At 71.3% G+C, this 25,613-nt stretch carries 22 protein-coding genes and 1 tRNA gene; 3 read left to right on the top strand and 20 right to left on the bottom strand.

All coding sequences use genetic code 11. The features are described 5' to 3' along the window. Position 1: 1 nt before the first annotated feature. From AB0F88_RS04170 to AB0F88_RS04190, 5 genes are all read right to left on the bottom strand, one after another. On the bottom strand, positions 2 to 1,051 hold the full coding sequence (locus AB0F88_RS04170) for an ABC transporter permease (RefSeq protein ID WP_362677159.1): 1,050 nt from the start codon (positions 1,049 to 1,051) through the stop codon (positions 2 to 4). 49 nt (positions 1,052 to 1,100) lie between these two features. Then, the gene (locus AB0F88_RS04175; RefSeq protein ID WP_362677161.1) at positions 1,101 to 2,195 is read right to left on the bottom strand and encodes an ABC transporter substrate-binding protein; all 1,095 of its coding nucleotides are present in this window, start codon (positions 2,193 to 2,195) and stop codon (positions 1,101 to 1,103) included. Next, positions 2,195 to 3,370 (bottom strand): agmatinase family protein, encoded by a 1,176-nt coding sequence (locus tag AB0F88_RS04180; protein WP_362677163.1) that lies wholly within the window; start codon positions 3,368 to 3,370, stop codon positions 2,195 to 2,197. The genes AB0F88_RS04175 and AB0F88_RS04180 overlap by 1 nt, the downstream gene beginning before the upstream one ends. A gap of 235 nt (positions 3,371 to 3,605) precedes the next feature. Beyond that, positions 3,606 to 4,766, bottom strand: a complete 1,161-nt coding sequence (locus AB0F88_RS04185; RefSeq protein WP_362677165.1) for a nitric oxide synthase oxygenase — start codon at positions 4,764 to 4,766, stop codon at positions 3,606 to 3,608. A 359-nt stretch (positions 4,767 to 5,125) separates the two neighbouring features. After that, positions 5,126 to 5,201: transfer RNA gene (locus tag AB0F88_RS04190), tRNA-Asn, on the bottom strand. Between the two features lie 170 nt (positions 5,202 to 5,371). Here AB0F88_RS04190 and AB0F88_RS04195 point away from each other — a divergent pair. Beyond that, complete coding sequence (locus AB0F88_RS04195) at positions 5,372 to 5,683, top strand: YtxH domain-containing protein (RefSeq protein WP_362677167.1); 312 nt, start codon at positions 5,372 to 5,374, stop codon at positions 5,681 to 5,683. Between the two features lie 213 nt (positions 5,684 to 5,896). Here the strand turns inward: AB0F88_RS04195 and AB0F88_RS04200 are convergent, their stop codons facing one another. The 4 genes from AB0F88_RS04200 to dnaG form a co-directional block, all read right to left on the bottom strand. Next, entirely contained in the window at positions 5,897 to 6,358 is a 462-nt protein-coding gene (locus AB0F88_RS04200; RefSeq protein WP_362677169.1) for a hypothetical protein, read from the bottom strand. Continuing rightward, positions 6,355 to 7,656 carry a hypothetical protein gene (locus AB0F88_RS04205; RefSeq protein ID WP_362677171.1) on the bottom strand — a complete coding sequence of 434 codons (1,302 nt, stop codon included), beginning with the start codon at positions 7,654 to 7,656 and terminating at the stop codon, positions 6,355 to 6,357. The genes AB0F88_RS04200 and AB0F88_RS04205 overlap by 4 nt, the downstream gene beginning before the upstream one ends. 246 nt (positions 7,657 to 7,902) lie before the next feature. Further along, positions 7,903 to 9,039: an RNA polymerase sigma factor RpoD gene (gene rpoD, locus AB0F88_RS04210; RefSeq protein ID WP_362677942.1), complete on the bottom strand. Its 1,137-nt coding sequence runs from the start codon at positions 9,037 to 9,039 to the stop codon at positions 7,903 to 7,905. A 152-nt stretch (positions 9,040 to 9,191) separates the two neighbouring features. Beyond that, positions 9,192 to 11,045 (bottom strand): DNA primase, encoded by a 1,854-nt coding sequence (gene dnaG, locus AB0F88_RS04215; RefSeq protein WP_362677173.1) that lies wholly within the window; start codon positions 11,043 to 11,045, stop codon positions 9,192 to 9,194. A gap of 235 nt (positions 11,046 to 11,280) precedes the next feature. Here dnaG and AB0F88_RS04220 point away from each other — a divergent pair, with 235 nt between their 5' ends. After that, a complete protein-coding gene (locus tag AB0F88_RS04220; protein ID WP_362677174.1) occupies positions 11,281 to 12,129 on the top strand; it encodes a M23 family metallopeptidase in 849 nt (282 codons plus the stop codon). A 129-nt stretch (positions 12,130 to 12,258) separates the two neighbouring features. Here AB0F88_RS04220 and AB0F88_RS04225 read toward each other — a convergent pair whose 3' ends face one another. The 11 genes from AB0F88_RS04225 to AB0F88_RS04275 form a co-directional block, all read right to left on the bottom strand. Beyond that, on the bottom strand, positions 12,259 to 13,491 hold the full coding sequence (locus tag AB0F88_RS04225) for a deoxyguanosinetriphosphate triphosphohydrolase (RefSeq protein WP_362677176.1): 1,233 nt from the start codon (positions 13,489 to 13,491) through the stop codon (positions 12,259 to 12,261). A gap of 255 nt (positions 13,492 to 13,746) precedes the next feature. Next, a complete protein-coding gene (ppdK, locus tag AB0F88_RS04230) occupies positions 13,747 to 16,389 on the bottom strand; it encodes a pyruvate, phosphate dikinase (RefSeq protein ID WP_362677178.1) in 2,643 nt (880 codons plus the stop codon). 245 nt (positions 16,390 to 16,634) lie between these two features. Further along, positions 16,635 to 17,846 (bottom strand): HAMP domain-containing sensor histidine kinase, encoded by a 1,212-nt coding sequence (locus AB0F88_RS04235; protein ID WP_362677180.1) that lies wholly within the window; start codon positions 17,844 to 17,846, stop codon positions 16,635 to 16,637. Continuing rightward, a complete protein-coding gene (locus AB0F88_RS04240) occupies positions 17,843 to 18,514 on the bottom strand; it encodes a response regulator transcription factor (protein WP_362677182.1) in 672 nt (223 codons plus the stop codon). Before AB0F88_RS04240 ends, AB0F88_RS04235 begins: the two co-directional genes overlap by 4 nt. Before the next feature lie 267 nt (positions 18,515 to 18,781). Beyond that, a complete protein-coding gene (locus tag AB0F88_RS04245; protein WP_362677184.1) occupies positions 18,782 to 19,672 on the bottom strand; it encodes a trypsin-like peptidase domain-containing protein in 891 nt (296 codons plus the stop codon). Positions 19,673 to 19,682: 10 nt separating this feature from the next. Beyond that, on the bottom strand, positions 19,683 to 20,630 hold the full coding sequence (locus tag AB0F88_RS04250) for a VWA domain-containing protein (protein WP_362677186.1): 948 nt from the start codon (positions 20,628 to 20,630) through the stop codon (positions 19,683 to 19,685). After that, a complete protein-coding gene (locus AB0F88_RS04255) occupies positions 20,627 to 21,556 on the bottom strand; it encodes a DUF58 domain-containing protein (RefSeq protein WP_362677188.1) in 930 nt (309 codons plus the stop codon). The genes AB0F88_RS04250 and AB0F88_RS04255 overlap by 4 nt, the downstream gene beginning before the upstream one ends. Next, the gene (locus tag AB0F88_RS04260) at positions 21,556 to 22,578 is read right to left on the bottom strand and encodes an AAA family ATPase (RefSeq protein WP_362677944.1); all 1,023 of its coding nucleotides are present in this window, start codon (positions 22,576 to 22,578) and stop codon (positions 21,556 to 21,558) included. Before AB0F88_RS04260 ends, AB0F88_RS04255 begins: the two co-directional genes overlap by 1 nt. Positions 22,579 to 22,613: 35 nt before the next feature. Further along, a complete protein-coding gene (locus tag AB0F88_RS04265) occupies positions 22,614 to 22,787 on the bottom strand; it encodes a hypothetical protein (protein WP_362677190.1) in 174 nt (57 codons plus the stop codon). Positions 22,788 to 23,124: 337 nt separating this feature from the next. After that, positions 23,125 to 24,510, bottom strand: a complete 1,386-nt coding sequence (locus AB0F88_RS04270; protein WP_362677192.1) for a glycine--tRNA ligase — start codon at positions 24,508 to 24,510, stop codon at positions 23,125 to 23,127. A gap of 177 nt (positions 24,511 to 24,687) precedes the next feature. Further along, complete coding sequence (locus AB0F88_RS04275) at positions 24,688 to 24,966, bottom strand: antibiotic biosynthesis monooxygenase family protein (protein WP_344748919.1); 279 nt, start codon at positions 24,964 to 24,966, stop codon at positions 24,688 to 24,690. Positions 24,967 to 25,212: 246 nt separating this feature from the next. Here AB0F88_RS04275 and AB0F88_RS04280 point away from each other — a divergent pair, with 246 nt between their 5' ends. Beyond that, entirely contained in the window at positions 25,213 to 25,602 is a 390-nt protein-coding gene (locus AB0F88_RS04280) for a DUF6703 family protein (protein ID WP_362677195.1), read from the top strand. The last annotated feature ends 11 nt before the right edge of the window (positions 25,603 to 25,613 follow it).

The raw sequence follows: 25,613 nt of genomic DNA on the forward strand, positions 1-25,613 counted from the left end.
CTCACACCACCCACCTCCCGAGACGGTCGCGCAGGACGCGCAGCGCGACGTCGATCAGCAGGCCGACGACCCCGATCACGATGAGCACCGCGAAGATCTTGTCGGTCTGCAGGAACCGCTGGGCCCGGACGATCCGGTAGCCGAGCCCCGACTCGGCCGCGACGAGCTCGGCCACCACCACGAAGTTCCACGCGGCGGCGGCGTTGATCCGCGCCGCGTCCACGACCGCCGGGAGCGCGTACGGCCAGGTCACCTTCCTGAGGATCTCACCGCGCCGGGCGCCGAGGGTGGCCGCGGCCTGTCCCAGCTCGCCGGGCACCCGCCGCACGGCGTCGGCGACCATCAGCGTGTTGAAGAACACCACGCCCAGCACGAGGATCGCGATCTTGGAGGGCTCGCCGAGGCCCAGCCAGATGATCAGCAGGGGGATGAAGGCGGCGGCAGGCATGTAGCGGAGCAGGCCGACGACCGGTTCCAGCAGCGCCAGCGCCACGGCCGAGGTGCCCATGGCGACGCCCAGCGGCACCGAGATCAGCACCGCCAGCCCGAACCCGGCACCGACCCTGCCGAGGCTGGCGAGGGTGTCGTCGACCAGCTGCCCGGTGCCCAGCATCTCCGCGAACGCCTCCAGGACGGCCAGCGGGGAGGGCAGGAAAGTGGGATCCACCACTTCCGCCGTGCTGACGGCGGCCCAGAGGGCGAGCGGGAACAGCACCGAGGCCGCCCGCAGGCCCCAGCGGGCCCGGGCGGACGGGCCCTGCCCGCCGGATCGGCCTTTCCCACCGGATCGGCCTTCCGCGGCGAACCGGTCTTTCCCCCCGGACGGGTTCGCGCCGGGCGGGCCGGAACCAGAGCCGGGGCGCCGTCCCCGGAGGCGTCCCGGCCGGTCCGGGCGCCGGGGCAGCGGCTCCCAGTCCTGCCGCCCCGCGCCGGGAGACGCGACGGGCTCCGCGGTCCGCGCGCTCATGAGGGCCTCGACCTTCCGGGTGGCGAGCAGGGCGAGCCGGACCCGCCCCGGCAACAACCGGTCGTCGCCCGGCGTCGTCCCCATGTCGGCGCTCCCGCTCTCGCAGCTCTCACGGCTTGCGGCTCTTGACGGATCACGGCTTGAGACTCCTGACGAACTTCGGCTCGAACAGGCCGTCCAGCGAGGGCTCGGTGTCGGCCAGGCCCGAGTCGACGAGGAACTTCGCGATCAGGGCGGCCTGGTGGTCGAGGTGATCGCCGGTGTCACCCGGTTCGAAGGCGGCGAGGTTGTCCTCCAGGGAGAAGATCGTGGTCCCCGCGTCGTAGCTCGCGTAGTCGGCCTCGCTCACCCCCGCCCGCCTGGCCATGATCGCGGTGGCGTCGGCCTTGTTGGCGGCGATCCACTCCAGGGTCTCGAACCAGGTCTTCACCAGCGCCTGCACCTCCTGCGGCCGCTCGGCGACCAGCGAGGTGGCCACCACCAGGTGGTCGGGGATGGCCCCGGGGAAGTCCTTGGAGGTGGCGATCGCCGTCGAACCGGGCAGTTCCAGGGCGGTGGTGGTGAAGGGCGCGAACACGCCGACCGCGTCCACCTGGCCCGCCTTGAAGGCCGCGGCGGCGGCGTCGGTCGGCAGCGGCTTGAAGGTGACGTCCTTCTCGGTCAGCCCCGCCTTCCGCAACGCGAGCAGCAGCAGGTAGTGGTCGACCGTCCCCTGTTCGGCCGCGACGGTCTTCCCCTTCAGGTCGGCCACCGTGGAGACGCCGGACCTGGCGATGATCTGGTCGTTGCCGGTGGAGTTGTCGTTGACCAGCACGATCGTCTGCTTCGCCCCGCCGGACACCGAGGCGATGGTGTCGTTGAGCGTCTGGCTGTTGGCGTCGAGGTTGCCGGTGGCCAGCGCGGTCAGGCTGTCGGTGTAGCTGTCGAAGTACTTCAGCTCGACCTCGAGGCCGTTCTTGGCGAACAGCCCCTTCTCCTGGGCGACCTGCCAGGGAAACCAGCCGGGCCAGGCGGAGAAGCCCAGCGTGAGGGTCTTCTTCCCGCCGGAGGCGGCGGGCTCGGCGGCCCCTCCCGGGGTGGACGCGCACGCGGCGCAGGCCGCGAGCAGGCAGAGCGGGACGAGCAGGCGAAGTGAGAGCGGCGACCGGGACAACCGCGGCGGGCCGATCAGGCGGAGCGAACGGAGCCAACGGAGCGGGCGGAACGAGACAGGCGGGCGGCGGAGCATCAGGAGGCTCCCTTCCTCGCGGGCAGGTGCCCGGAACGGACCAGGCAGCCGAGGGTGTCGCAGATGACGCGGGTGGCGATCAACGAGGTGATCTCCGCGTTGTCGTAGGGCGGCGAGCACTCCACGACCTCGATCCCGGCCAGCGGCGCCGCGTCGGCGATGATCTGGATGAACTTCAGGACCTCGCGCGGCAGGAAACCGCCGGGTTCCGGCCAGCCGGTGCCGGGGACGAACGCGGCGTCCAGGCAGTCGACGTCGAAGGAGAGCCACACGGCCTCGGCGTCCTTCCAGGCGACCTCAAGCGCGCGCTCGGCCGCCGCCTCGATGCCCATCTCCACGCAGTCGGTGACCGTCATGATCGTGGTGCCGCGTTCGCGGCCGACCTTCACCCCCGGCCGGGGCGCCTGCCAGCCGCCGATGCCGATCTGCACCAGGTTCTGCGGCGGCACGTTGGAAATGTCGGTCGCGTGGAACCACGGCGTGGTGTGCATGCGCTCGTCGAGGTCGGTCTCCTGGGTGTCCACGTGCCGGTCGAAGTGGATGATCCCGAGGTTGCCCGACAGATGCTCGGCCACGCCGCGCACGGTCGGGTACCCGATGGAGTGGTCGCCGCCCAGCACGACCGGGAAGGCCCCGCTGGAGTAGACGTGCGAGACGGCCTTGGAGATCTGGTCGAAGGTCTTCTCGATGTTGCCGGGGATGGTGAACACGTCCCCGAGATCGGCCATCGTGATCGACTCGCGCAGGTCCACCCCCAGCTCGAAGCTGTAGGGCCCGTACAGGGCGGAGATCTTCCTGATTCCCTGCGGGCCGAAGCGGGTGCCCGAGCGGTAGGTCGTGCCACCGTCGAACGGCGCGCCCAGGATCGCCACGTCGTACTCCCCGCAGCGCCGCACGTCCTCGACGTACGGAGCCTTGAGGAAGGTGTTGATCCCCGCGAAGTGCGGCAGCTCGCCCCGGGAGAAGGTCGGGATGCGCCGGTCGACGATGGAGTCGGCGCCCTGCAGACCCACCTCCAGGGCCCAGGCGACCTCGCGTTCCCAGTTGGTGGTGGGCAGTTCGGCCTCGCGCTCGACGGCGAAGCGGGCCTCGGGGCCGTACCGGCCGGCCCCCGAGGGGGCCGCGCCGGAAGGGCCCTGGCGGGCGGGGTCGGAAGCGGACGGGTGCCAGTGCATGGAGCTCCGATCAGCTCGGAACCCGGCCGGAGGGCAGCCGGGATCGGCCGGCCTCCCGGGCTTTTGTCCCGCCGTGGAACGGCCGCGTGGCCGCCTGCACCTCTCGGACCAGTCCCGCGCCGACGCCGTACGACCTCACGATCGTGACGCGCGGCGTCGGCGGCGGCGGAACCCTAGGTGCGCCCCACCATGAGGTGGGTCACTGCAAGTGCATCGCCGGTACGTTTCCTCCGGATTAACCCCCCGTTGCAGTCCGGTGACCGAGTGCACGCTCCAGGGAGTCCGGATGGTGGACGAAGTTCGGCGACAGCAGCCGGTCCTCGTAGTAGCGGTGGAAGACCGGCGTGGCCGAGGAGGACATGGGGGGAACGATCCAGCTCCAGTCGGCCGGGCAGACGCGCCCCTCCTTCTCCTCGCGTTCGAGATGCATCAGGAAGTGCCTGGACTCGGTGTGGTGGTCCGTCATCGTCACCCCCGCCCTCTCGAAGGAGTGCAGGACGGCCACGTTCAGTTCCACCAGCGCGTAGTCCCGCCAGAGCGAGCGGTCACTTTCGGTGTCCAGTCCCATGCGCCGGGCGATCAGCGGCATCAGGTCGTAGCGGTCGGTGTCGGCCAGGTTGCGGGCGCCGATCTCGGTACCCATGTACCAGCCGTTGAACGGGGCCGCCCGGTAGCAGATCCCGCCGATCTCCAGGCACATGTTCGAGATGACCGGCACCGCGTGCCAGCGCAGTCCCAGCTCCTCGAACCACGGGTGGGCGGGGTGCGAGAGCGCGACCTCCAGCACGGCGTCGCCGGGGATCGTGGACAGCAGCGGCGGCCCGTCACCCATCGAGACCGCCAGCGGGAGAACATCGAAGGGACTGCCGGGGCCGCCGGGCCAGCCGAACTCGCGCAGCATCGCGGTGAAATCGGTGTAGCGGGGGTCGCCGACGACCGAGCCGTCCTCCATCGCGTATCCGGCGTAGCGGATGAGCTGCTCGTTCCAGATCCGCGGCCCGGGGGCCCCCGGCCGGTCCTGAGGGAAAACTGTGATCGTCGGGCGGATCCGGCGGTTCGGCGCCGCGTCCCGCAGGTGGTTCACGCACTCGACGGCGACCCCCTCGGCCGTGGTGACGTGCCGCCGGTCGCGCACCCGCAGCGAGCGCCAGTACAGGCGTCCGATGCACCTGCCGCTGTTGCGCCAGGCCACCCTGGCACCGAAGATCAGCTCGCCGGGAGTGTGCGTGTACGTCCCGGTCCTGGCGATCTCCTGCCGGACCTCGCGCAGGCGCTCCCGCAGGACTCCCGCCCCGGGATTCTCCGTGTAGAACAGCCCGAGGTAGTCCTCGGCCGCCGCCACGTCGACCGGGGACACCTCGGGGACACCACCGAGGACCCCGGGGACACCAAGCACATCAGAAACATCAGGGACACCGGGGACGCCGGGGACGCCGTAGATCGAATCCGGCGCACGCCGCCGGGACCTTCGCCAGGTCAGCACAGAAAAACCACCAATTGTGGCTCACGGGCACGACGACCGTTCCGGGCGGCGCGGTGCCCTGAACGCGGCGGCCCTTCCCCGCTGCGATCGCTGTTGTCCGCGGCAACCGCGCATCGGCTCACTCGCCGCGATCAGGGCGGCACCGGGCGCGGCGTTCCTCATTTTCTGTGATTCACCGTGGTTTGTCCGGCGAATCGCGAGGCGAGAGGCCCCCCGAATCGGAACGGGAGACGACGAAGGCCCCGGAAGCGGGGCTTCCGGGGCCTTTCAACTGGCTCCCGCGATAGGACTCGAACCTATAACCTGCCGGTTAACAGCCGGCTGCTCTGCCGATTGAGCTACACGGGATTGCGCTTTGCGCTGGTCGGACCGGGTGTTCCCCGTTCCTTGCGGCGCAGGAATAGATTAGCGCACTCCATGGGTGTGTGTCGCATCGATACTCCGGGGTAGGTGCGAGACGAGGCGATCCGCGAGTGATCACAGGACAGGGTCCGCGGAACATGCTTGTGGAGGTGGACATGCGTTATCGACTGATGCTCGGAGTGGGATTCGCGGTCGGCTACATCCTGGGGAGTCGCGCCGGCCGGGAACGTTACGAACAGATCAAGGGACTGGCCCAGCGGATCTCCGACAACCCCACCGTGCAGGAGACGGCCGGCCTGATGGGCGCCAAGGTCTCCAAGGCGACGGGTGTGGCCAGGACCAAGGTGAGCGACGTGGCCAGGAACCGGCTGCCGTTCCTGCGCTCCGCCAACGGCTGGCACGGCGACGAGCACGACGACACGGGCACCGGCTGGCCGGACAACCAGAGGACCAACGCGCCCTACTGATCTTTCCCGCCGCTCCGTCGGCACCCACGGGCCGGGGACGGCCCGCCGGTGCGAAAGGCCCCTCCAGGGGCCTTTCGCGTGTCTGAGGCCGATCTTCGCCCGCCCTCGGGCCTACGCGAAAACCCGGCTCGCGCAGAAACGGACCCACGCGGAGACCCGGCTCGTACCGGAACGGAAAGGTTCGGCCGGCCAGGGCGGTCCCGCTCCGGGATCTCAGACGCCGAAGCTCCGGCGTGTCTCCTCGAGCGCCTGTTCCGCGAGGGCGCGCAGGCCGGGATCTTCCGGATCGAGACCGGAGTCGAAGACGAACTCCCAGATCAGCCGGTCGGCGTCGGCCTTCCTCGCCACCAGCCGCACTCCCCCTCGCGCGTCCAGCGGGACGTATTGGTTGACCACGATCGAGGCGGTCACCCGCTCCCGTACGGCCTCGGGGATCCGGCCGGGCTCGGGCAGCAGCGCCCGGTGCGACCGCCCGTCGGTGGTGCCGACCGTCAGCCCCTCCTCGTCCCACACCCCGCGATCCACCTGGAACCAGGGCAGGCGTTCACCGCCCAGGTAGAGGGCCTTGTCCGCGGCGATCACGTAGCCGTCGGGCCCCTCGGCGTAGGCGAGCACCCGGTCGCCCGGAGCGAGGGCCGCGCGGACCTCGGAGGGCATGCGATTGAAGAGCTTCACCGTTCCACGGTATCCGCCAGCAGGTCGAGGGTGAGCGCGGCCGACCAGGAGAAGTCCCGGCTGCCCCGCCCGCTGCCGTCAAAGGGGTCGAAACACTCGCGGAAACCCGCCTGCCGCACGAGGCGCAGGGTGCCCGAGCCGAGCAGCCGCACCAGTCCCGCCAGGTCGTGCGCGCCCGCCGCCCGCCGCAACAGCCAGTTGGTGTTCACCCAGGACGGCCCGCGCCAGTAGCAGGACCTGTCGAACTGCTGGGCGCGGATCTCGCAGCTCGGCACCGGGTATCCGGCGGCTCCCATGAAGCGGGCCGACTCCAGCACCCTCACCAGCTCCGCGACCCGGTCGGCGGGCATCTCCTGGTCGAGCATCGGCCCGAAGCAGCCGACCGTGCAGACGGGGCTGAGCCGCCCGCCGCGCAGGTCGCGGGCGCGGAAGACGCCGTCGTCCCAGAGGCGTTCCAGCAGCGCCGCACGGATCCGCTCCGCCGCCTCCCGGTACGGGCCCGCGTCCGCGCCCGCCACCGGGGCCAGCTCGGCGAGGGCCTGGCAGGAGGCGAGCCAGATCCCGTTGAACATCGGGTCCTCGACCGCGAACGGGTGCTCGTCCCGCAGGTAGGCCGGATCGTAGCCGGAGTCCCGGTAGCCCAGGACGAGGGCCATGTAGCGGTCGTGACGGCTGTCGGGATGCCGCTCGGTGGGCTCCTCCCGCCGGTGGTAGGCGTGGCGTACCGAGGGCAGCGCCTCCAGCGGCGCGTCCCAGGCGGGGCTGTCGTCCATCCCGGACTCCCACGGGTGCACGATCGCGGCCAGTCCTCCCCCGCCGAGGTCCCTGGACGTGGCCAGGTAGTCGTGCTGGGCGGCCAGCATGGGGTAGATCCGCCGTACGAGGGCGACGGCCGTGTCCCGGTCGGCCGCGTGCCGCCATATCCACCACAGGGCGAGCGCGTGCAGTGGCGGCTGCGTCAGCCCGGAGGTGCACACGGCGTTGGGAGAGGCCGGATGGTCCGGGGAGCGCCAGACCGAGGGGCCGGGGAAGTAGCCCTCCGCGCGGACGGGGCGGAAGACGATGTGCGGCACCATCCCGGTGCCCCACTGCCCCGCCAGCAGGCTGATCAGCTCGGTCCCGGCCCTGCGGGTGTCCCAGCGGGCCAGGCCCATCGCGACGAAGGTGGAGTCCCAGTTCCACTGGTGGGGGTAGAGGCCGGGCGCGGGGACGGTCGCGGACCCCGTCCAGTTCGCGTCGAGCACGGACCACGCCTCGCGCCCGAGCGCGGCGTCGTCGACCGCCGCTCGCGACTCCATTCGCCCAGTCTGCGCCTGTATCGGCCGGGAGAACAGTCCGGCCCGCCTCCAATGCGCCGAAGAGGGGGCGGCGCGGCCCCCGGAACGGCGCGGGCCCCGGGAACGGAGGTGCCACGACGATCACAACAAGCCCCGCGCAACGGCGCGAGCCCCGGGACCGGAGGTGCCACGACGATCACAACAGGCCCCGCGCAACGGGGCGGGCCCCGGGACCGGAGGTGCCCGGGGCCCGCGCCGTGTGGCTCCTCAGTCGAGGTAGTCGCGAAGCATCTGCGCCCGCGTCGGGTGCCTGAGCTTGGCGAGGGTCTTCGACTCGATCTGCCGGATGCGTTCGCGCGTCACGCCGAACTCCCGGCCGACCTCCTCCAGGGTCCGGGGATGTCCGTCCGCGAGCCCGAAGCGCAGCTGGATGATGCGCTGCTCTCGATCGGAGAGGGTCGCGAGGATGTCGTCGAGCTGGTCCTGCAGCATGATGAAGGCCGCCGCCTCCATCGGCACCACCGCGTCCGCGTCCTCGATGAAGTCTCCGAGGTCGGAGTCCTCCTCGCCGATCGGCGACTGCAACGACACCGGCTCCTGGGCGATCCGCTGGATCTCGATCACCCGGTCGATCGGCAGGTCCATCTCCATCGCGATCTCCTCGGGCGCGGGCTCGCGGCCGAGATCCTGGTGGAGCTGGCGCTGGACCCGTACCAGCTTGTTGATCGTCTCGACCATGTGCACCGGAATCCGAATGGTGCGCGCCTGGTCCGCGATGGCCCTGGTGATCGCCTGGCGAATCCACCAGGTGGCATATGTGGAGAACTTGTAGCCCTTGGTGTAGTCGAATTTCTCGACCGCCCGGATGAGGCCGAGGTTGCCCTCCTGGATGAGATCCAGGAACAGCATCCCGCGTCCCACATATCTTTTGGCGATTGACACGACCAGCCGCAGATTGGCCTCGATCAGCCGCTGCTTGGCCCGCGTGCCCTGCCAGGCGAGCTCCTTGAACTCCGGGAAGACCAGACGCGAGACGACGCTGGTCAGCTTGTCCTCGGCGAACAGGCCCGCCTCGATGGACTTGGCGAGCTCCACCTCCTCCTCGGCCGTGAGCAGGGGCACGCGACCGATCTCCCGCAGGTAGATGCGGACCAGATCGCTGGTCGGGGCCCTTTTCCCGACATCCTCCTCATCGGGCCGGACGGGTTCCTCGTCGCCCTGGGGCTCGAGGACCTCCACTCCGTGCTCGGCGAGCATGCGGACGACGCGTTCGAGCGCGTCGGACGGCAGCTCGGACTTGTCGAGAGCGGCGGCCACGTCATCGACCGTGACGCTTCCGCGCTCCCTTCCCTTCGTAACGAGGTCGGCCACCTGGTCTACCGATGGCGGCCCACTTGGCAGCACCGATGCACCCACGGGAGACAGTCTGCTGTATTGGGTCCCCTAAATGGCAGACCTATTTTTGTCACCGGAGGTAAGGCCGCGATCATTATCGGATCGAGACCTTATTCGGGTTTGGTGGAATCATCCCGCGGATATTAATGCAAATTACGCCGTCAGCTCCCGGCGGCACGATCCTTGAGCACCCGCCGCTGCTGTTCCAGCGCGACCAGCTCTCCGAACAGCCGGTTGTACTCCTGCTGCTCGTCGACCGGGTTCGTCCGCTCCATCCTCGATTTGAGCCGCTCGATGGCCCGCGCCACCGAGACGAGCTCCAGGGCCGCCAGCATGGCCGAGGCGTAGCGCTCCTCGCTCGCCAGGTCGGCGCGCAGCTCCTCCACGGCGAACCGGGTGACGACCCCGCGCAGGGAGTCCTCGGCCCCGCCGAGCAGCAGGTCGACCCACTCGCGCCCGCCCTGCCCTGCCGCGGCGGTGCCGCCGGAGCCGACGATCAGCCGGTAGAGGGCCGCGTGCTCGGCGAGCGTGAACGCCTCCGCTCCCAGCGCCTCGAAGGCCGGGCCGAGCAGCGCGGGACGCTGCACGGCCAGCCGCAGCACCTCCGCCTCGGTCCGTACGCCGGGGTCGGTGAGGTCGGCGACCTTGCGCGGGCCGGCGGGGCGCTGCTGGGCGCGCGGCTGGGCCGCCGCGGAGACCTCGGCGATCCGGTCGAGGACGAACTGCTCATTGTTGAAGCCCAGCCACCGGTCGAGGTCGACGGCGTACAGCCGGCGCAGGGAGGTGTCCTTGATGCCGGCCACGATCGGGGCGGCGGCGTCGAGGGCGGAGAGCCGCCCCTCGTTGGTGCTCGCGTCGTAGCGGGAGATCACGCTGCGGATGGCGAACGCGAACAGCGGCTCCCGCCCGGCGATCAGGTCGCGCACGGCCGCCTCGCCGTGCCTGATGCGCAGGTCGCACGGGTCGAGGCCGTCGGCCTGCACGGCGACGAAGGTCTGGGTGACGAACTTCTGCTCGTCGGCGAAGGCGCGCAGGGCCGCCTTCTGGCCCGCCGCGTCGCCGTCGAAGGTGAAGATCACCTCGCCGCGCGACCCCGACTGGTCGAGCAGCAGCCTTCGGAGCACCTTGATGTGCTCCTCGCCGAACGCGGTGCCGCAGGTGGCCACCGCCGTCGGCACGCCCGACAGGTGGCAGGCCATCACGTCGGTGTAGCCCTCGACGATCACGGCCTGGGAGCGCTTGGAGATCTCGCGCTTGGCCAGGTCGACGCCGTAGAGGACCTCGCTCTTCTTGTAGAGCGGGCTTTCCGGGGTGTTCAGGTATTTCGGCCCGTCTTCGGCATCGTTCAATTTCCGTGCGCCGAAACCGATGACGTCGCCGGTTATGTCGCGGATGGGCCAGACCAGCCGTCCCCTGAAGCGGTCGATGGGGCCGCGCCGCCCCTCCTTGGCCAGCCCGCCCTTGATCAGCTCCGCGGTGGTGAAGCCCCGCGCCATCAGGTGCCGCGAGAGGGCCTCCCACTCGGCCGGGGCGTATCCGACGCCGAAACGCTCGGCGTCGACCCGCTCGAACCCGCGCTCCGACAGGAACCTGCGCCCGATCGCGGCGTCGGGGGCGGACAGCTTCGAGACGTAGAACTCCGCCGCCGCCCGGTGGGCCTCGATCAGGCGGATGCGCTCGCCCTGCTCGCGCCCGGGGACGTAGCCGCCCTGCTCGTAGCGGAGCTGGACGCCCGCCCGGCCGGCCAGCCGCTCGACCGCCTCGCCGAACGACAGGTGCTCCAGGCGCCGGACGAAGGTGATGACGTCGCCGCCCTCGGCGCAGCCGAAGCAGTACCAGTAACCCCGGGTGGGGGTCACGTTGAAGGACGGGCTCTTCTCCTCATGGAAGGGACAGAGCCCTTTCAGGTTGCCGCCGCCCGCGTTGCGGAGCTGGATGTGCTCGCCCACGATGTCGGCGATCGGTGAGCGCTCCCGTACGAGCGCGATGTCCTCATCACTGATCCGGCCTGCCACGCCGCGAGTCTAGTCCGGCCCCCCGACAGGTCGGGGCGACGAGTGCGCCCGCCCTCGCCGCGATCTTCCGGCAGGCCGGGACGCTACTGCCGGGACGGGAGGGACAGGAGGAACGATGACTTTCCCGAAGTGGTCGTGACCAACCAGGACGTCGGTTACAAAGGTAAAGGCGGATTCTCGATAATGTACGCGGGTGGAGATCATGCGATCGGGGCATATAGCACGATTGGCCGCTGTGACCGGTGCGGTGCTCGTCACCGGAGCCTGCGCGTCGCCCGGCGGGGTGGCGGGCATCGGCACGGCGATTCCGACCCCCGGGACGGAGTCCGCGGCCGGTTCACCGGCCTCGTCGGTCACCGCGACCATGCCCGAGGCGACCCCGACCCCCGCCCCCCGGACCGCGGTCGACCGCCCCAAGGCCGACCCCCCGGTGCGGGTCCCGCCGCCCAAGGTCTCCAAGCACACCTACGCCTTCCCGGTGAAGGGCTGCTCGGTCACCTACGAGAGCAGGCTCCTAGTGCTGCCCAAGACCACGATCTGGGCCGGCAAGGGCTGCTCGTTCGTCTCGCCGGTGAACGGCGTGGTCGACGAGGTCAACACCAAGAACCGGTGGAAGCCCTCCACCGACCGCGGCGCCGACCGGGAGGGCCGGTTCGTCACGGTCATCGGCGACGACGGCGTGCGCTACCTCGGCGGCCACCTGGACAAGGTCGCCCTGGGGATCAGGCCGGGACTGCGCGTCAGCGCCGGTCAGGTCCTGGGCCAGGTCGGCAACTCGGGCAACGCCCGCTCGACCGCCAGCAACCTCTACTTCGCGATCTCCTGGAAGACCTCCCCCTCGATGTGGTGGGTGCGCCGGGGCATGGTCAAGCCCTGGAACTATCTGGACGCCTGGCTGAAGGGCAACCCCACGCTCTCCCCCAGGGAGGAGATGCAGGCCGTGATGAACCAGACCGGCGCGGCTCCCCGGTGCTTCACCCTGTGCGCGTCGAAACCGGAGCCGACGAAGAAGCCGACCAGGAAGCCGGAGCCGGAGCCGGAGCCGAAGCAGAGCCTGTTGGGCGGCACCGGCGCGCCGGCCTAGGGAACGTGACACGGCGGCCCGCGACGGGCTCGTCCACGACGCCGCCCGGGGACCTCAGGGACCTCAGGGACCTCAGGAACAGAGCACCGGCCCCGGGGGCGGAGGCGCCGGGAACGTGACACGGCCCGGTCAGCGGGCCGCCAGGGCGCGGTGCCAGGCGACGGCGGAGGTGTCGGTGAGCGAGGCGATCTGGTCGACGACCACGCGGAGCCGGCCGGCGTCGCCGCCGGCCCTGACGAAGGCGGGCCTGAACGCGGGCTCCAGGGTGCCGGGGGCGCCCAGCATGATGTGGTGGGCCAGGTCGTGGATCAGCTCGCGCTGCCTGGCCTGGTTGGCGTTGTGCGCGTCGCTGGCCATCACGTAGTGGGCCGTGACCCCCTTGAGCAGCGCGCACTCCAGCCGGGTGGCCCTGGGCACGATCAGGTCGGCGCTGTAGCGCCCGGCCGCCGGTCCGTACACCTCTCGGGTGGCGACCTCCGCGGACTTGCAGAAGTGGCCGATGAGCGAGCTGGTCAGCCCCTTGATCGCGGCGAGGTCGGCGAGTGAGCGGTCGAAGTGGCGGGGCCAGAGCGGCTGGGTGATCAGGCGTCCGAAGAGGTCCTCCAGCTCGCCGGGCTCGGCGTCGGGGGCGTACCACTCGCGGGTGGTCGCGCAGACCTCGCGGCGCTCGGCGGGGTCGCGCATCGTCTCCAGGACCACGCCGCCGGAGTGCAGGGCGTCCTCCAGGTCGTGTACGGAGTAGGCGACGTCGTCGGCCCAGTCCATGATCTGGGCCTCGAAGCTGACCTGCCCCTCCGGCGCGCCCTCCCTGATCCACTCGAAGACCGTCATGTCGTCGTCGTAGACGCAGTACTTGGCGCCTCTCTCGCGGGTCCACGGGTATTTGACGGCGGCGTCCAGGGAGGCGCGGGTGAGGTTGAGCCCGGCGCTGCGGCCGTCCTCGGTGACGACCTTGGCCTCCAGCCGGGTCAGCAGGCGCAGGCTCTGCGCGTTGCCCTCGAAGCCGCCGCACCCGGCGGCGAGCTCGTTGAGCGCCGTCTCCCCGTTGTGGCCGAACGGCGGGTGGCCGAGGTCGTGGGCCAGGCAGGCGGTCTCCACCAGATCGGGGTTGCGTCCGAGGGTCTCCCCCATCTCCCGGCCGATCTGCGCGCACTCCAGGGAGTGGGTCAGGCGGGTGCGGGGGATGTGCTGGCCACTGCCGAAGGTCTCCCCCGGGCCGACGACCTGGGTCTTGGCGGCGAGCCGGCGGAGCCCCGCGCTGTGCAGCACCCGTGCCCGATCGCGCTCGAACGGGCTTCGGCCGGGGTTGCCGGGCGGTTCCGGCACCCACCTGGCCTGATCGTGTTCGTCATAGCCATGCATAAGTGCACTGATTTTATCCGCGAAAGGGCCCTGCCATGCCGAACGACGAGAAAACACCTGGTCACCGGGCATGTGCCGCCGCTTCCCACCCGTACGAGCGGCCCGTCAGGGGAGGCCCGCCACGAGCGCGACCGCGCGGGCGTGGCGCGTACCGGGCCCGCGGCCGCCCCGGTGAGGGTGGGGCGGGCCGCGGGGACCGGCTCCGCGGGGCGTCGTCTCCGGTGGTGCCGGAGCGCCCCCGCGAAGTGGGCGGGGTCAGCGGGTGTCGGAACCGCCGCACACCAGGGTGGCGCGGGCGGCCTCCAGCCGGGCGACCGGGACACGGAACGGCGAGCAGGACACGTAGTCGAGACCGGCCTGGTGACAGAAGTGGATCGAGTCCGGGTCGCCGCCGTGCTCGCCGCAGATGCCCAGCTTCAGGTCGGGACGGGTCGCGCGGCCCTGCTCGACGGCGATCTCGACGAGCCTGCCGACGCCGTCGCGGTCCAGGGTCTCGAACGGGGAGACGCCGAAGACGCCGAGCTCCAGATACTTGGCGAAGAAGGCGGCCTCGACGTCGTCGCGGGAGAAGCCCCAGGTCATCTGGGTCAGGTCGTTGGTGCCGAAGGAGAAGAACTGGGCGGCCTCGGCGATCTGCCCGGCGGTCAGCGCCGCGCGGGGCACCTCGATCATCGTGCCGATCAGCGCGTCGACGCCGGTCTCCTCCAGGATCCGCCGCGCCTCGTCCTTGACGTGCTCCAGCTCCTGGACGGCGGCCACCAGCGGAATCATGATCTCCGGACGGCTGCCGGGCACCGCCTTGGCCGCCGCCGCGATCGCCCGGACCTGCATGGCGAACACGCCGGGGATGACCAGGCCGAGCCGGACGCCGCGCAGGCCCAGCATCGGGTTCTCCTCGTGGAGCCGCTTGAGCGCGACCAGGAGCCTGCGGTCCTTCTCCTCCGCCGCGTCACCGGCGAGGGCGACCTTCACCGACAGTTCGGTGTAGTCGGGCAGGAACTCGTGCAGCGGCGGGTCGATCAGGCGGATCGTGACGGGCATGCCGTCCATCGCCTGGAAGATCTTCGTGAAGTCCGCCCGCTGCAGCGGCTCCAGCGCGGCCAGTGCCCGCTCGCGCTCCTCGGCGGAGGTGGCCAGCACCAGGTCCTCCACCAGGCTGCGGCGGTCGCCGAGGAACATGTGCTCGGTGCGGCACAGCCCGATGCCCTGGGCGCCGAACCTGCGCGCCCTGGCGGAGTCCTCGCCGGTGTCGGCGTTGGCGCGCACGGCCATCCGGCGTACCCCGTCGGCGTGGGACATGATCCGGTGCACGGCGCGGACGAGTTCGTCGTCCCGGTCGCCCGAGCCCTCGAAGTACTCCACGACCGGGGAGGGGACCACGGGCACCTCGCCGAGGTAGACGGCTCCGCTGGTGCCGTCGATGGAGATGACGTCGCCCTCGGAGACCACGAGGCCGGAGGCCGTGGTGAACGCGCGGTCCGCGGCGGAGACCTCCAGCTCCTCGGCGCCGCAGACACAGGTCTTGCCCATGCCCCTGGCGACCACGGCGGCGTGCGAGGTCTTGCCCCCGCGGCTCGTCAGCACGCCCTGGGCGGCGATCATCCCGGCCAGGTCGTCGGGGTTGGTCTCGCGGCGGACCAGGATGACGGCCTCTCCGCTCTCGGCGAGTTCGACGGCCCTGGGCGTGGAGAAGACGGCCTTGCCGACGGCCGCGCCCGGCGAGGCGTTCATCCCCTTGGCGATCACCTTGCCGCCGGCGTCCTCGGCGAACCGGGGGAACATGAGCTGGGCGAGCTGGTCGCCGGTCACCCGGGTCACGGCCTCGTCGAGGTCGATCACGCCCTGGTCGACGAGCTGCACGGCGATGCGGAACGCGGCGCCCGGGGTCCGCTTGCCCACCCGGGTCTGGAGCATCCAGAGCTTGCCGCGCTCGACCGTGAACTCGATGTCGCACAGGTCGCGGTAGTGGTCCTCCAGCGTCTTCATGGTCCGCATGAGCTCGTCGTAGACGGGCTTGTCGATGCCCTCCAGCTCCTGCAGCCGCATGGTGTTGCGGATGCCCGCGACCACGTCCTCGCCCTGGGCGTTCTGCAGGTAGTCGCCGTACACGCCCTGCTGGCCGGTGCCGGGGTCGCGGGTGAAGGCCACCCCGGTGCCGGAGTCCATGCCGCAGTTGCCGAAGACCATCGAGCAGACGCTGACCGCGGTGCCCAGGTCGGCCGGGATGCGCTCCTGGCGGCGGTACAGGACCGCGCGCGGGGCGTTCCACGACGCGAACACGGCCTCCACCGCCATGCGCATCTGCAGGTACGGGTCGGCGGGGAAGTCCTCGCCCGTCCTGGCGCGCACGATCTCCTTGTACGTCGCGACCAGGCGCCTGAAGTCGGCCGCCTCCAGTTCCAGGTCGTCGCGGCCGTCCTTGAGCTCCTCCAGGGCGTCGTCGAAGAGCTCGCCGTCGATGTCCTGGACGGTCTTGCCGAACATCTGGATGAGGCGCCGGTAGGAGTCCCAGGCGAAGCGCTCGTTGCCGCCCGCCTGCTTGGCCAGGCCGTGGACCGAGTCGTCGTTGAGCCCGATGTTGAGGACGGTCTCCATCATGCCGGGCATGGAGAACGCGGCTCCGGAGCGCACGCTCACCAGGAGCGGGTCGTCGGCCTGGCCCAGCCGGCGGCCCATCGCGGTCTCCAGGGCGGCCAGGTGCTCGGAGACCTCCTCCTGCATCCCCTCGGGAAGGACCCCGTCCGCGAGGAAGCTCCGGCACGCCTCGGTGGTGATGGTGAAGCCGGGGGGCACCGGCAGCCCGAGGTTGGTCATCTCGGCGAGGTTCGCTCCCTTACCACCGAGCAGGTCCCTGAGATCTTTGTTGCCCTCGGTGAAGTCGTAAACGTACTTCGGCACGGTTGCTCCTTCTGCGACTTCAAACGGCGTCTGGTTCCGCCTCTCTCCGGACTCTACCGACGAACAAGACGATGAAACGGCACTCACTACACGGAACAGCATCATCGCAGCTCAAAGCGGGCGAACCGGTCTAATCCAATTCAAATCCAGATCAAATACGCGAGGATATCGATCATCTCGGAAATTGGTTTACACCAATTGGTATAAACCAATTTCCCACCCATTCAAACCCGTTCACGGGCGGTTCAGCGACCCGCCAGACCGGCTCCGGCGAGAGGGTTCAGGTCGGGAACCTCCCCTTCCGCCGGGCCCTCGCCGGACGGCAGCCACAGCACGAACACGCTTCCCTCGCCCAGCCGGGAGAACAGGCGCACGTGCCCGCCGTGCGACTCCACGATCTGGCGGACGATCGCCAGGCCCAGCCCGCTGTGCCGGTCGCGGCGGCTGGTCTGGCCGCGCCAGAACCGGTCGAACACCCGCGCGTGGTCGTCCTCGGGCACCCCGGGCCCGGCGTCGCGCACCGCCACCCAGATCCAGTCCCCGGTACGGCCCGCCGCCACGACGACCTCGCTCCCGCCGGGCGCGAGCCGCACCGCGTTGGAGAGCAGGTTGCCCACGGCCCGGCGCAGCGCGTCGTGGTCCCCCACCCCGCGCAGCCCGGCGGGCAGCGCCCTGCGGATCGACAGCCCGCGCCCGGCCGCGAGCGCGGTGAACTCCTCGGCCGCCTCGGCGGCCAGCGCCCCCACGTCCACCTCGGCGTCGGCCAGCGCGGGCGCGGACCGGCGCGCGGTCGCCAGCAGGTCCTCGACCAGGCGGGTCATCCGGGTGGTGGCCCGGTCCACGATGGCCACCGCGCGCATCCGCTCCTCCTCGGTGCTGTCGGGCGAGGCGAGGACCGCGTCGACGTTGGCCCGGATGATGGCCAGCGGGCTGCGCAGCTCGTGGGAGGCGTCGTCGATCAGCTGCCGCTGCGCCAGGAAGGCTCCCTCCAGGCGGCCGAGCATGGTGTCGACGGTGTCGGCGAGGTCGCGCAGCTCGTCCTTCGGGCCGGTGAGCAGGATCCGCCGCGACAGATCGGTGCCCTGGATCTCGGCGGCGGCCCTGGTGATCGAGCGCACCGGACGCAGCACCCGCCCCGAGAGGACCCAGCCGATGCCGAAGCTCGCCAGGAACAGCCCGCCCAGGGTCAGGAACGAGTAGTCGCGCAAGGTCCGCAGGGTGAGCAGGTTGACCGCGTTCTCGACCTCGGCGAGCTCGACGACGGGGGCCTTGCCGACGTAGCGCTCGGTGTCGACGCTGTAGAGCTTGGCCTGCTGGACGGTGTAGGGCCGCTCCTCGGCGCTCCTGGCCACCGCGACGTACAGCAGGCCGATGACCAGCGCGGAGAGCAGGAACAGCAGGCTGGAGTAGAGCACGGTCAGCCGGAAGCGGATCGTCTGCACGAAGGAGAACCTCACACGTCCTCCCGCAGCCGGTAGCCCTTGCTGACCACGGTCTCGATCACGGCGTCGGCGCCGAGCTTGCGCCGCAGGTTTCCCACCGTCACCCGCACGGTGTTGGTGAACGGGTCGGTGTGCTCGTCCCAGACGTGCTCCAGGAGCTCCTCGGCGGAGACGACGTGCCCGGGGCGGGTCATCAGGTAGTGCAGGACACCGAACTCCTTGGGGGTCAGCCCCAGCTCGCGCCCGGTCGAGTGGGCCTCCACCCGGGAGGTGTCCAGCCGCAGCGCCCCCACCTGCAGGATCGCGGTGCCGCCGCCCGGCTCCCTGCGGAGCAGCGCGCGGACCCGGGCCAGGAGCTCGGGGAAGGCGAACGGTTTGACCAGGTAGTCGTCGGCGCCCTCGTCCAGCCCTCTGACCCGGTCGTCCAGCCGGTCCCGCGCGGTGACCATGATGATCCGCACGGCCTGGCCCTGGTCGGTCCCGCGCAGCGCCCGGCAGACCTCGAAGCCGTCCCCTCCGGGCAGGTTGAGGTCGAGAAGGACCAGGTCATACGAGTTGACCTGGAGCTTCTCCCGCGCCTGGGCCACGTCGTAGGCGACGTCGACCGCGTATCCGGCCCGGACGAGCCCCACGCGCAGGGCGTCGACCAGGTCTTCCTCATCTTCGACAACGAGCAGTCGCATGGTACGAACCTAGGTCGTGCGCGGCCGGAAACGCGGATGCCACCGCCATACCGCGCCCCTGTTCCCCTGCATTCCCTTCCCTCCACTTCCGTCCGCCTCCGTGCGTCTCCATGCGCCTCCGTGCTCTCCGTGCGTCTCCATGCGCCTCCGTGCTCTCCGTGCGTCTCCATGCGCCTCCGCGCGCCTCCGTGCCCTCCGTGCCCTCCGCGCGTCTCCGTGCGCCTCCGTGCACCTCCGCGCGCTCCCGGAAGGTCCGTCAGCCTTCGTTCACTCCCGGATGATCCGTTCGGCGACGGGCGCCGCCCTGTCGATCGGAATGGCGAAACCGATGCCGATCGACCCGGCCCCGCGCCGCGAGAGCGTCGCGATCGCGGTGTTGACCCCGATCACCTCGCCCCGGGCGTTGACCAGCGGACCTCCGGAGTTGCCGGGATTGATGGAGGCGTCGGTCTGCAACGCGGTCTGCCCGCGCCCGCCCAGCCTCACCTGACGGTCGAGGGCGCTGACGATGCCGCCGGTGACCGTACCCGCCAGTCCCAGCGGGGAGCCGACGGCCAGCACCTGGTCCCCCACCGCGAGGTCCGCGGACCTGCCCAGCTCCGCGGGGACCAGCCCGCGGGCGTCGTCCACCCTGAGCACCGCGAGGTCGTACGCCTCGTCGGTGCCCACGACGGTGGCGGGCAGCCGTCGCCCGTCGCCGAGCACGACGGTGACGCCCGTACCACCGGCCAGGACGTGCGCGTTGGTGAGCAGGTGCCCGGCACCGTCGATCACGAAGCCGGAGCCCGAGCCCCGGCCCGACTCGACCGACACGACGCTCGGCAGCACCCTGGCCGCCGTACCGCGCAGGCCGCCCGCGACCCCGGCCGGCCCGGACGGGCCGGCCGGGCCCGCGGTGGATCGGGGCAGTGCCACGGGGGCGGCCCGCTCCTCTCCCGCCAGCCGGGCCGTCGCGACGCCCGCGGCTCCACCGGTGACCACGGCGACGAGCGCCGCGGCGACCAGGACGCGTCCCGCCCCCGCCTTCCGCGCGCCGGTCACCGGGCCCGGCAGCGGGCCGGTCTCCTCCGGTGGCGCGGCCGCAGGCGGGTCCCCCGGCGTGAAACCCGGCCCGCGGGGCCGCCCGAGCCCCGGGGGCCGATCGTGTGACGTCACCATGGCCGACTCCTCACAGGATCCTCGAGAACCAGAACAGGGAGGTCCCGGCCGCCACGACCGCGCCGAGCAGGGCCACCCCGACGAACCACGGCCAGACCTCCTGCCGCTCGGTCCGGTAGCCCACCGAGCTGCCGATGTCGTCGTAGACCGCCCGCAGCTCGCCGCCGGAGGCCGCCTCGTAGAACCCTCCGCCGGTGCTCTCCGCCAGCTCGCGCAGCGCCGGGCCGTCCACCGGCACCCGCGTCTCCCGGCCGCCCATCTGGATCGTGCCGTCGGAGGTGCCGTACGCGATGGTCGAGACCGGCACGCGCCGGGAGGCCGCCTCCCGCGCCGCCAGCTCCGGCGTCCGGCCCATGGTGCTCGACCCGTCGGACATCAGCACGATGTGGGCGGGCGGCCGGTCTCCGCCCTCGCCGCCCTCCAGGGCGTCGATCGCGTCCAGGGACGAGAACACCGCCTCGCCGATGGCCGTACCGGAGTCCGTGGTGAGCCGGTCGATCGCGGACAGCACCGCCGCCCTGTCGGCGGTGGGCGGCACGCTCACCGAGGCCGAGGACGAGAACGTGACCAGGCCCAGGTTGAACCGGGAGGGCAGGTCCGCGACGAACCGCCGCGCGGCCTCCCGCGCCGCCGCGAACCGGTTGGGCGCCACATCCGTGGCCTGCATCGACGCGGAGACGTCGAACGCCACGACGATCGTCGCCCGCTCTCTCGGGACCCGCACCTCGGCCGTCGGCCGCGCGAACCCGACGACGAGGAGCACCAGCATCCCCATGAACGCCGCGGCGGGCACGTGCCTGCGCCACCCGGGCCCCTTGGGCGCCAGCTTGTCCAGCAGGTCCAGATTGGTGAACCGCAGGGCGTACCGGCTGCGCCGCAGATACATGACGACGTAGAGAACCGCGAGCGTCAGGGCGGGCACCAGCAGCCACAGCCAGACGGGGGAAAGGAACGTCATGCCACACCGCCTCTCGTACCCTGCGCGCCACGGGCCCGCGCCAGGCGGCGTTGCAGCACGACGTGACGGACCAGGTCGCGGACCCAGTCGCGGTCGGTGTCCAGGCGCAGGTGCGCGGCCCCACACCGGCGCAGGGCGGTCGCGATGGCCGCCCTCTGGCCCGCGGCGGCCTCGGCGTAGCGCTCGCGAAGGCGGGTGCCGGCCGTGGAGACCTCCCTGCGGCGGCCGGTCTCCGGGTCGACGAGGGTGAGCACCCCCACGTCGGGCAGGGTGAGCTCCCTGGGGTCGACGACCTCCACCGCGAGGAGCTGGTGGCGGAGCGCGAGATGGCGCAACGGCCGCTCCCAGCTCTCCGGGGGATCGAGGAAGTCCGAGACGACGACCACGAGCCCGCGGCGGCGCACGACGCGGCGCAGGTCGTCGGCGGCCGGTCCGACGCGCGGCGCCGCGACGCCCGGCTCGGTACGCGGCAGCGAGAACACGGCGCCCAGCAGCGCCATGAGATGCGGGCGCCCGCTCCTGGCGGGGAACCGCCGGACCTCGCCGCCGTGCAGGAGGTGCGCCCCGACGCGGTTGCCGGTCCGCTCGGTGAGGAAGCCGACCGCCGCGACGGCGGCGAGCGCGAGCTCCCTCTTCTCCATCAGCGCGGTGCCGAAGTCCATGCTGGCGCTGGCGTCGAGCAGCACCCAGGTCTCCAGCTCCCGATCGGCGACCATGTCCCGCACGTGCGGCTCCGTCGTGCGGGCGGTGACGTTCCAGTCCATCCGGCGCACGTCGTCACCCGGCGCGTACGGCCTCGCCTCGGCGAGTTCGCCACCGGGCCCGGGGGTGAGCCCCCGGTGGTCGCCCTGCAGCAGCCCGTCCAGGCGCCTGACCACCGTCAGCTCCAGCCGCCGGAGCACCCGCTCGGACAGCAGGTGCCGCATCAGGCCGCCTCTCCCTGCCCGGGGGCGATCCTGGGCATCGGGATCGCCGCGGCCACCAGGTCCACGATGTGCCGGGGGGAGACGTCGTCGGCCAGCGCGTCGAACGACGGCACCAGCCGGTGCGCGATCACGTCACCGGCCAGGTCCGCGACGTCCTCGGGCAGCACGTAGTCACGCCCGCGCAGCAACGCCAGCGCGCGGGCCGCGGCGACCAGGCCGAGCGTCGCGCGGGGGCTCGCGCCGAAGGCCAGCAGCGGGGCGACGTCCGCCAGCCCGAACCGTGCGGGCTCCCGGGTCGCGTACACCAGCCGGACCGCGTACTCGGCGACGGCGTGGTGGACGAAGACGTCGTCCACGGCCGTCTGGAGCGCCAGCAGCCGCTGGGAGTCGAGCACCCGCCGGGAGACCGGCCGGCCGGTGCTCATCCGGTAGAGGATCGCGAGTTCCTCCGACTCACTCGGGTACCCCACGTCGATCTTCATCAGGAAGCGGTCCCGCTGGGCCTCGGGCAGGTGGTAGACGCCCTCGGACTCGATCGGGTTCTGGGTCGCCAGGACCAGGAACGGGGCGGGCACCGGATGGGTGCGCCCGCCGATGCTCACCTGGCGCTCGGCCATCACCTCCAGCAGCGCCGACTGGACCTTGGCCGGAGCCCTGTTGATCTCGTCGGCGAGCACGAAGTTGGCCATCACCGGTCCCAGCTCGATGTCGAAGCTCTCCGTGGACGGCCGGTAGATGCGGGTGCCGACGATGTCGGCGGGCACCAGGTCGGGAGTGAACTGGATCCGGGCGAACGAGCCGCCCACGACACCCGCGAGCGTCTCGGCCGCCAGCGTCTTGGCGATGCCGGGGACCCCCTCCAGCAGGCAGTGCCCCCGGGCGAGGACCGCGACGAGCAGGCGCTCGACCATGCGGTCCTGACCGACGATCACCCGCTTGACCTCGAACAGCGCCCGCCCGAGCACGGCGCTCTCCGGCGCTCTCTCCGCCCCGCCGTCCGTGCCGTACGGGATCTCCCTCACGTGGTCGGTGTGCTCGGCGTGCTCGGTGTACTCGTTCACGGGGCGATCGGGGAGGTCGAGGCCGGGCAGTCGTCGACGAGCAGCCGCAGCTCGATCGCGTCGTGGGCGGGTCGCGGATCGGCGTGAGCCGCACTTCCCGTGAGCAGGAAGACGACCCCGCCGAGGGCCACGACCCCCGGAACGGCCTTCCAAGGTGATACGCGCGCCATCGTTCTTCCCTTCGTCGAACGAACGATCACCCTGATGTCATCAAAAGCCTCCGAAAACCGCCGTAAGCCTGCTTTTTATCTCGTCTTTCGCCCCGGGCCACCCGGTGGGGGGACCGCCGGTGGCCACCGGACCGGAGCTGGGCGGGGAGCCGGAACGGCCGGAGGAGAACCCTGGCGGGAAGCCGTGGGAAGCCGTGGCGGGGAGAAGCCGAGGCCGGGGAGAAGCCGGGACCGGCGGAATCGGGAGTCGGGAGAGGCCGGGGCCGGGAAACAGCGACGGCCGGCGACCCCCGGAGTGCGGGGGGCGCCGGCCGTGACCGGTCGGGCGGGGCGGGCCTCAGTCGTTGAGGTGCTGGCGAAGGTAGGAGTCGACCTGGTCGAGAGCCACGCGCTCCTGGGCCATCGAGTCGCGCTCGCGAATGGTCACCGCCTGGTCGTCGAGCGTGTCGAAGTCGACGGTGATGCAGAACGGCGTGCCGATCTCGTCCTGGCGGCGGTAGCGGCGGCCGATCGCCCCCGCGTCGTCGAACTCCACGTTCCAGCGACGGCGGAGCTGGGCCGCCAGGTCCTTGGCCTTGGGCGACAGGTCGGCGTTGCGCGACAGCGGGAGCACCGCGACCTTGACCGGTGCGAGCCGGTGGTCGAGGCGCATGACCGTGCGCTTCTCCATGACGCCCTTGGCGTTGGGTGCCTCGTCCTCGGTGTAGGCGTCGATCAGGAAGGTGAGCGTGGCCCGGTCGACACCGGCGGCCGGCTCGATGACGTACGGGACATAGCGCTCGCCGGTGTCCTGCTCGAAGAAGCTCAGGTCGGTGCCGGAGGCCTTGCCGTGCGCGGTCAGGTCGAAGTCGGTGCGGTTGGCGACGCCCTCGAGCTCACCCCACTCGGTGCCGGTGAAGTTGAAGCGGTACTCGATGTCGACGGTCCGCTTGGAGTAGTGGGAGAGCTTGTCCTTCGGGTGCTCGTAGATGCGCAGGTTGTCCTTGTTGATGCCCAGGTCGGTGTACCAGCGGAACCGCTCGTCGATCCAGTACTGGTGCCACTCCTCGTCGCTGCCCGGCTTGACGAAGAACTCCATCTCCATCTGCTCGAACTCGCGGGTGCGGAAGATGAAGTTGCCCGGGGTGATCTCGTTGCGGAACGACTTGCCGATCTGGCCGATGCCGAACGGGATCTTCCTGCGCGCCGACTGCTGCACGTTGAGGTAGTTGATGAAGATGCCCTGGGCGGTCTCGGGACGCAGGTAGGCGAGGCCCGACTCGTCCTCGACCGCGCCGAGGTAGGTCTTCAGCAGGCCGCTGAACTGCTTCGGCGAGGTGAAGGCGCCCTTGGTGCCGCAGTTGGGACAGGTGATGTCGGCCAGGCCGCCCGCGGCGGGCTTGCCGTGCTTTTCCTGATAGGCCTCTTCGAGGTGGTCGGCCCGGTAGCGCTTGTGGCACGACTGGCACTCGGTCAACGGGTCCGTGAAGGTCTCCACGTGGCCGCTGGCCTGCCACACCTCGCGGGCCAGGATCACCGAGGAGTCGAGGCCGACCACGTCGTCACGCCCCTGCACCACGGTCTTCCACCACTGCCGCTTCACGTTGTTCTTGAGCTCCACGCCCAGCGGACCGTAGTCCCACGACGCGCGCAGGCCGCCGTAGATCTCGCTGGAGGGATACACAAGACCGCGCCGCTTGGCGAGGCTGACGATGGTGTCCATGATGTCCGTACGGCGTGCCATAAGGGAGAATCTCCATCCGGCTGGAGGTCGGCGAGGAATTGATTGAGCCTCCAGCTTAGGGGAGACGAACCCTCGGGACGTGCGGATAAACCATGCCGCCCTCCTCGTCCGGGCAAAGCTTCCCAGGGACGACGGCGAGACGACGGGCAGGACGACGGCGGGGCGACGGGCGGGACGTCAGGGGCGCTCGACGTCCTCGAACGCGCTCGGTTCGTTGATCATGAGGGTCATCAGCGGATACATCGCCATCCGCGCCGCGCCCAGTGCCCTGCGGTAGAACCCCGCACCCTCCCACTCGCTGACCAGCGCCCACAACTCCGGCTCGTCCACCGACCTCGACACCCGGCCGCGCACGTAGCCCGGCTGCCCGGCCAGGGTGTCGACGATCTCGTGGGCCCGGAGCGTGAACTCCTCGGTCTGGCCCGGCGGCACCGAGTAGCGGATGAGAGCAAGCATCCGCCCAGCATGACAGAGCCCGCTCCCGGTCCCCGCCACGCCGTGCCCTGAGAGGCCGTGTCCCGAAGGACCGTGTCCCGGAGGGCTTGACCTGCCGCGCCGCGCCGCGCCGCGCCGCCCGTTCCCGGACAGCGGGCGGCGGGCGGCGGACGGCGGACAGCGGACAGCGGACAGCGGGCGGCGGGCGGCGGGCGGTCCCGGGCTCCGGGCATGTCGCGGCGGGCGCGGTGGCGTTAGGCTCGGCCTGTGGCCGACAAGCGTCAGGAACGCCCCGCACACCCGCTGGCACAGCCCCGCCCCAGGCAGGGCAAGCGCCCGCTGCCCCCGGGTGAGCAGTTCTTCACGCCGGGGGCGACCGGGCTGCGGCGGAAGGTCGAGCGGCGCAGTGCGGCCCCGCTCGTCTTCCTGTTCCAGCTCCCCCGGTGGATCGCCCCGGTGGCGCTGGTGGTCCTCCTCCTGGCCGGATTCGCGGTGCCGTCCTTCTGGGGCGGCGTCGCCGTGCTTCCGGTGATCGGGTTCGTGAGCTGGCTCGCCTACATGTCGTGGCCGTCCCTGGGAAACGGGGGGCGTCTCCTGCGCGTCGCGCTGCTCACCTTCCTGATCTTGCTCGCCGCCGACCGCTTCGGCGCCTTCTGACACCGCTTCGA

Source organism: Streptosporangium sp. NPDC023963 (genome assembly GCF_040639135.1).
Classification (GTDB): domain Bacteria; phylum Actinomycetota; class Actinomycetes; order Streptosporangiales; family Streptosporangiaceae; genus Streptosporangium.

What these genes read in the sequence shown, in the direction of transcription:
- AB0F88_RS04170 (WP_362677159.1), bottom strand. Translation starts at nt 1,051, where the DNA reads ATGGGGACGACGCCGGGCGACGACCGGTTGTTGCCGGGGCGGGTCCGG.
- AB0F88_RS04175 (WP_362677161.1), bottom strand. Translation starts at nt 2,195, where the DNA reads ATGCTCCGCCGCCCGCCTGTCTCGTTCCGCCCGCTCCGTTGGCTCCGT.
- AB0F88_RS04180 (WP_362677163.1), bottom strand. Translation starts at nt 3,370, where the DNA reads ATGCACTGGCACCCGTCCGCTTCCGACCCCGCCCGCCAGGGCCCTTCC.
- AB0F88_RS04195 (WP_362677167.1), top strand. Translation starts at nt 5,372, where the DNA reads ATGCGTTATCGACTGATGCTCGGAGTGGGATTCGCGGTCGGCTACATC.
- AB0F88_RS04205 (WP_362677171.1), bottom strand. Translation starts at nt 7,656, where the DNA reads ATGGAGTCGCGAGCGGCGGTCGACGACGCCGCGCTCGGGCGCGAGGCG.
- AB0F88_RS04225 (WP_362677176.1), bottom strand. Translation starts at nt 13,491, where the DNA reads ATGCATGGCTATGACGAACACGATCAGGCCAGGTGGGTGCCGGAACCG.
- AB0F88_RS04240 (WP_362677182.1), bottom strand. Translation starts at nt 18,514, where the DNA reads ATGCGACTGCTCGTTGTCGAAGATGAGGAAGACCTGGTCGACGCCCTG.
- AB0F88_RS04245 (WP_362677184.1), bottom strand. Translation starts at nt 19,672, where the DNA reads ATGGTGACGTCACACGATCGGCCCCCGGGGCTCGGGCGGCCCCGCGGG.
- AB0F88_RS04250 (WP_362677186.1), bottom strand. Translation starts at nt 20,630, where the DNA reads ATGACGTTCCTTTCCCCCGTCTGGCTGTGGCTGCTGGTGCCCGCCCTG.
- AB0F88_RS04255 (WP_362677188.1), bottom strand. Translation starts at nt 21,556, where the DNA reads ATGCGGCACCTGCTGTCCGAGCGGGTGCTCCGGCGGCTGGAGCTGACG.
- AB0F88_RS04265 (WP_362677190.1), bottom strand. Translation starts at nt 22,787, where the DNA reads ATGGCGCGCGTATCACCTTGGAAGGCCGTTCCGGGGGTCGTGGCCCTC.
- AB0F88_RS04270 (WP_362677192.1), bottom strand. Translation starts at nt 24,510, where the DNA reads ATGGCACGCCGTACGGACATCATGGACACCATCGTCAGCCTCGCCAAG.
- AB0F88_RS04275 (WP_344748919.1), bottom strand. Translation starts at nt 24,966, where the DNA reads ATGCTTGCTCTCATCCGCTACTCGGTGCCGCCGGGCCAGACCGAGGAG.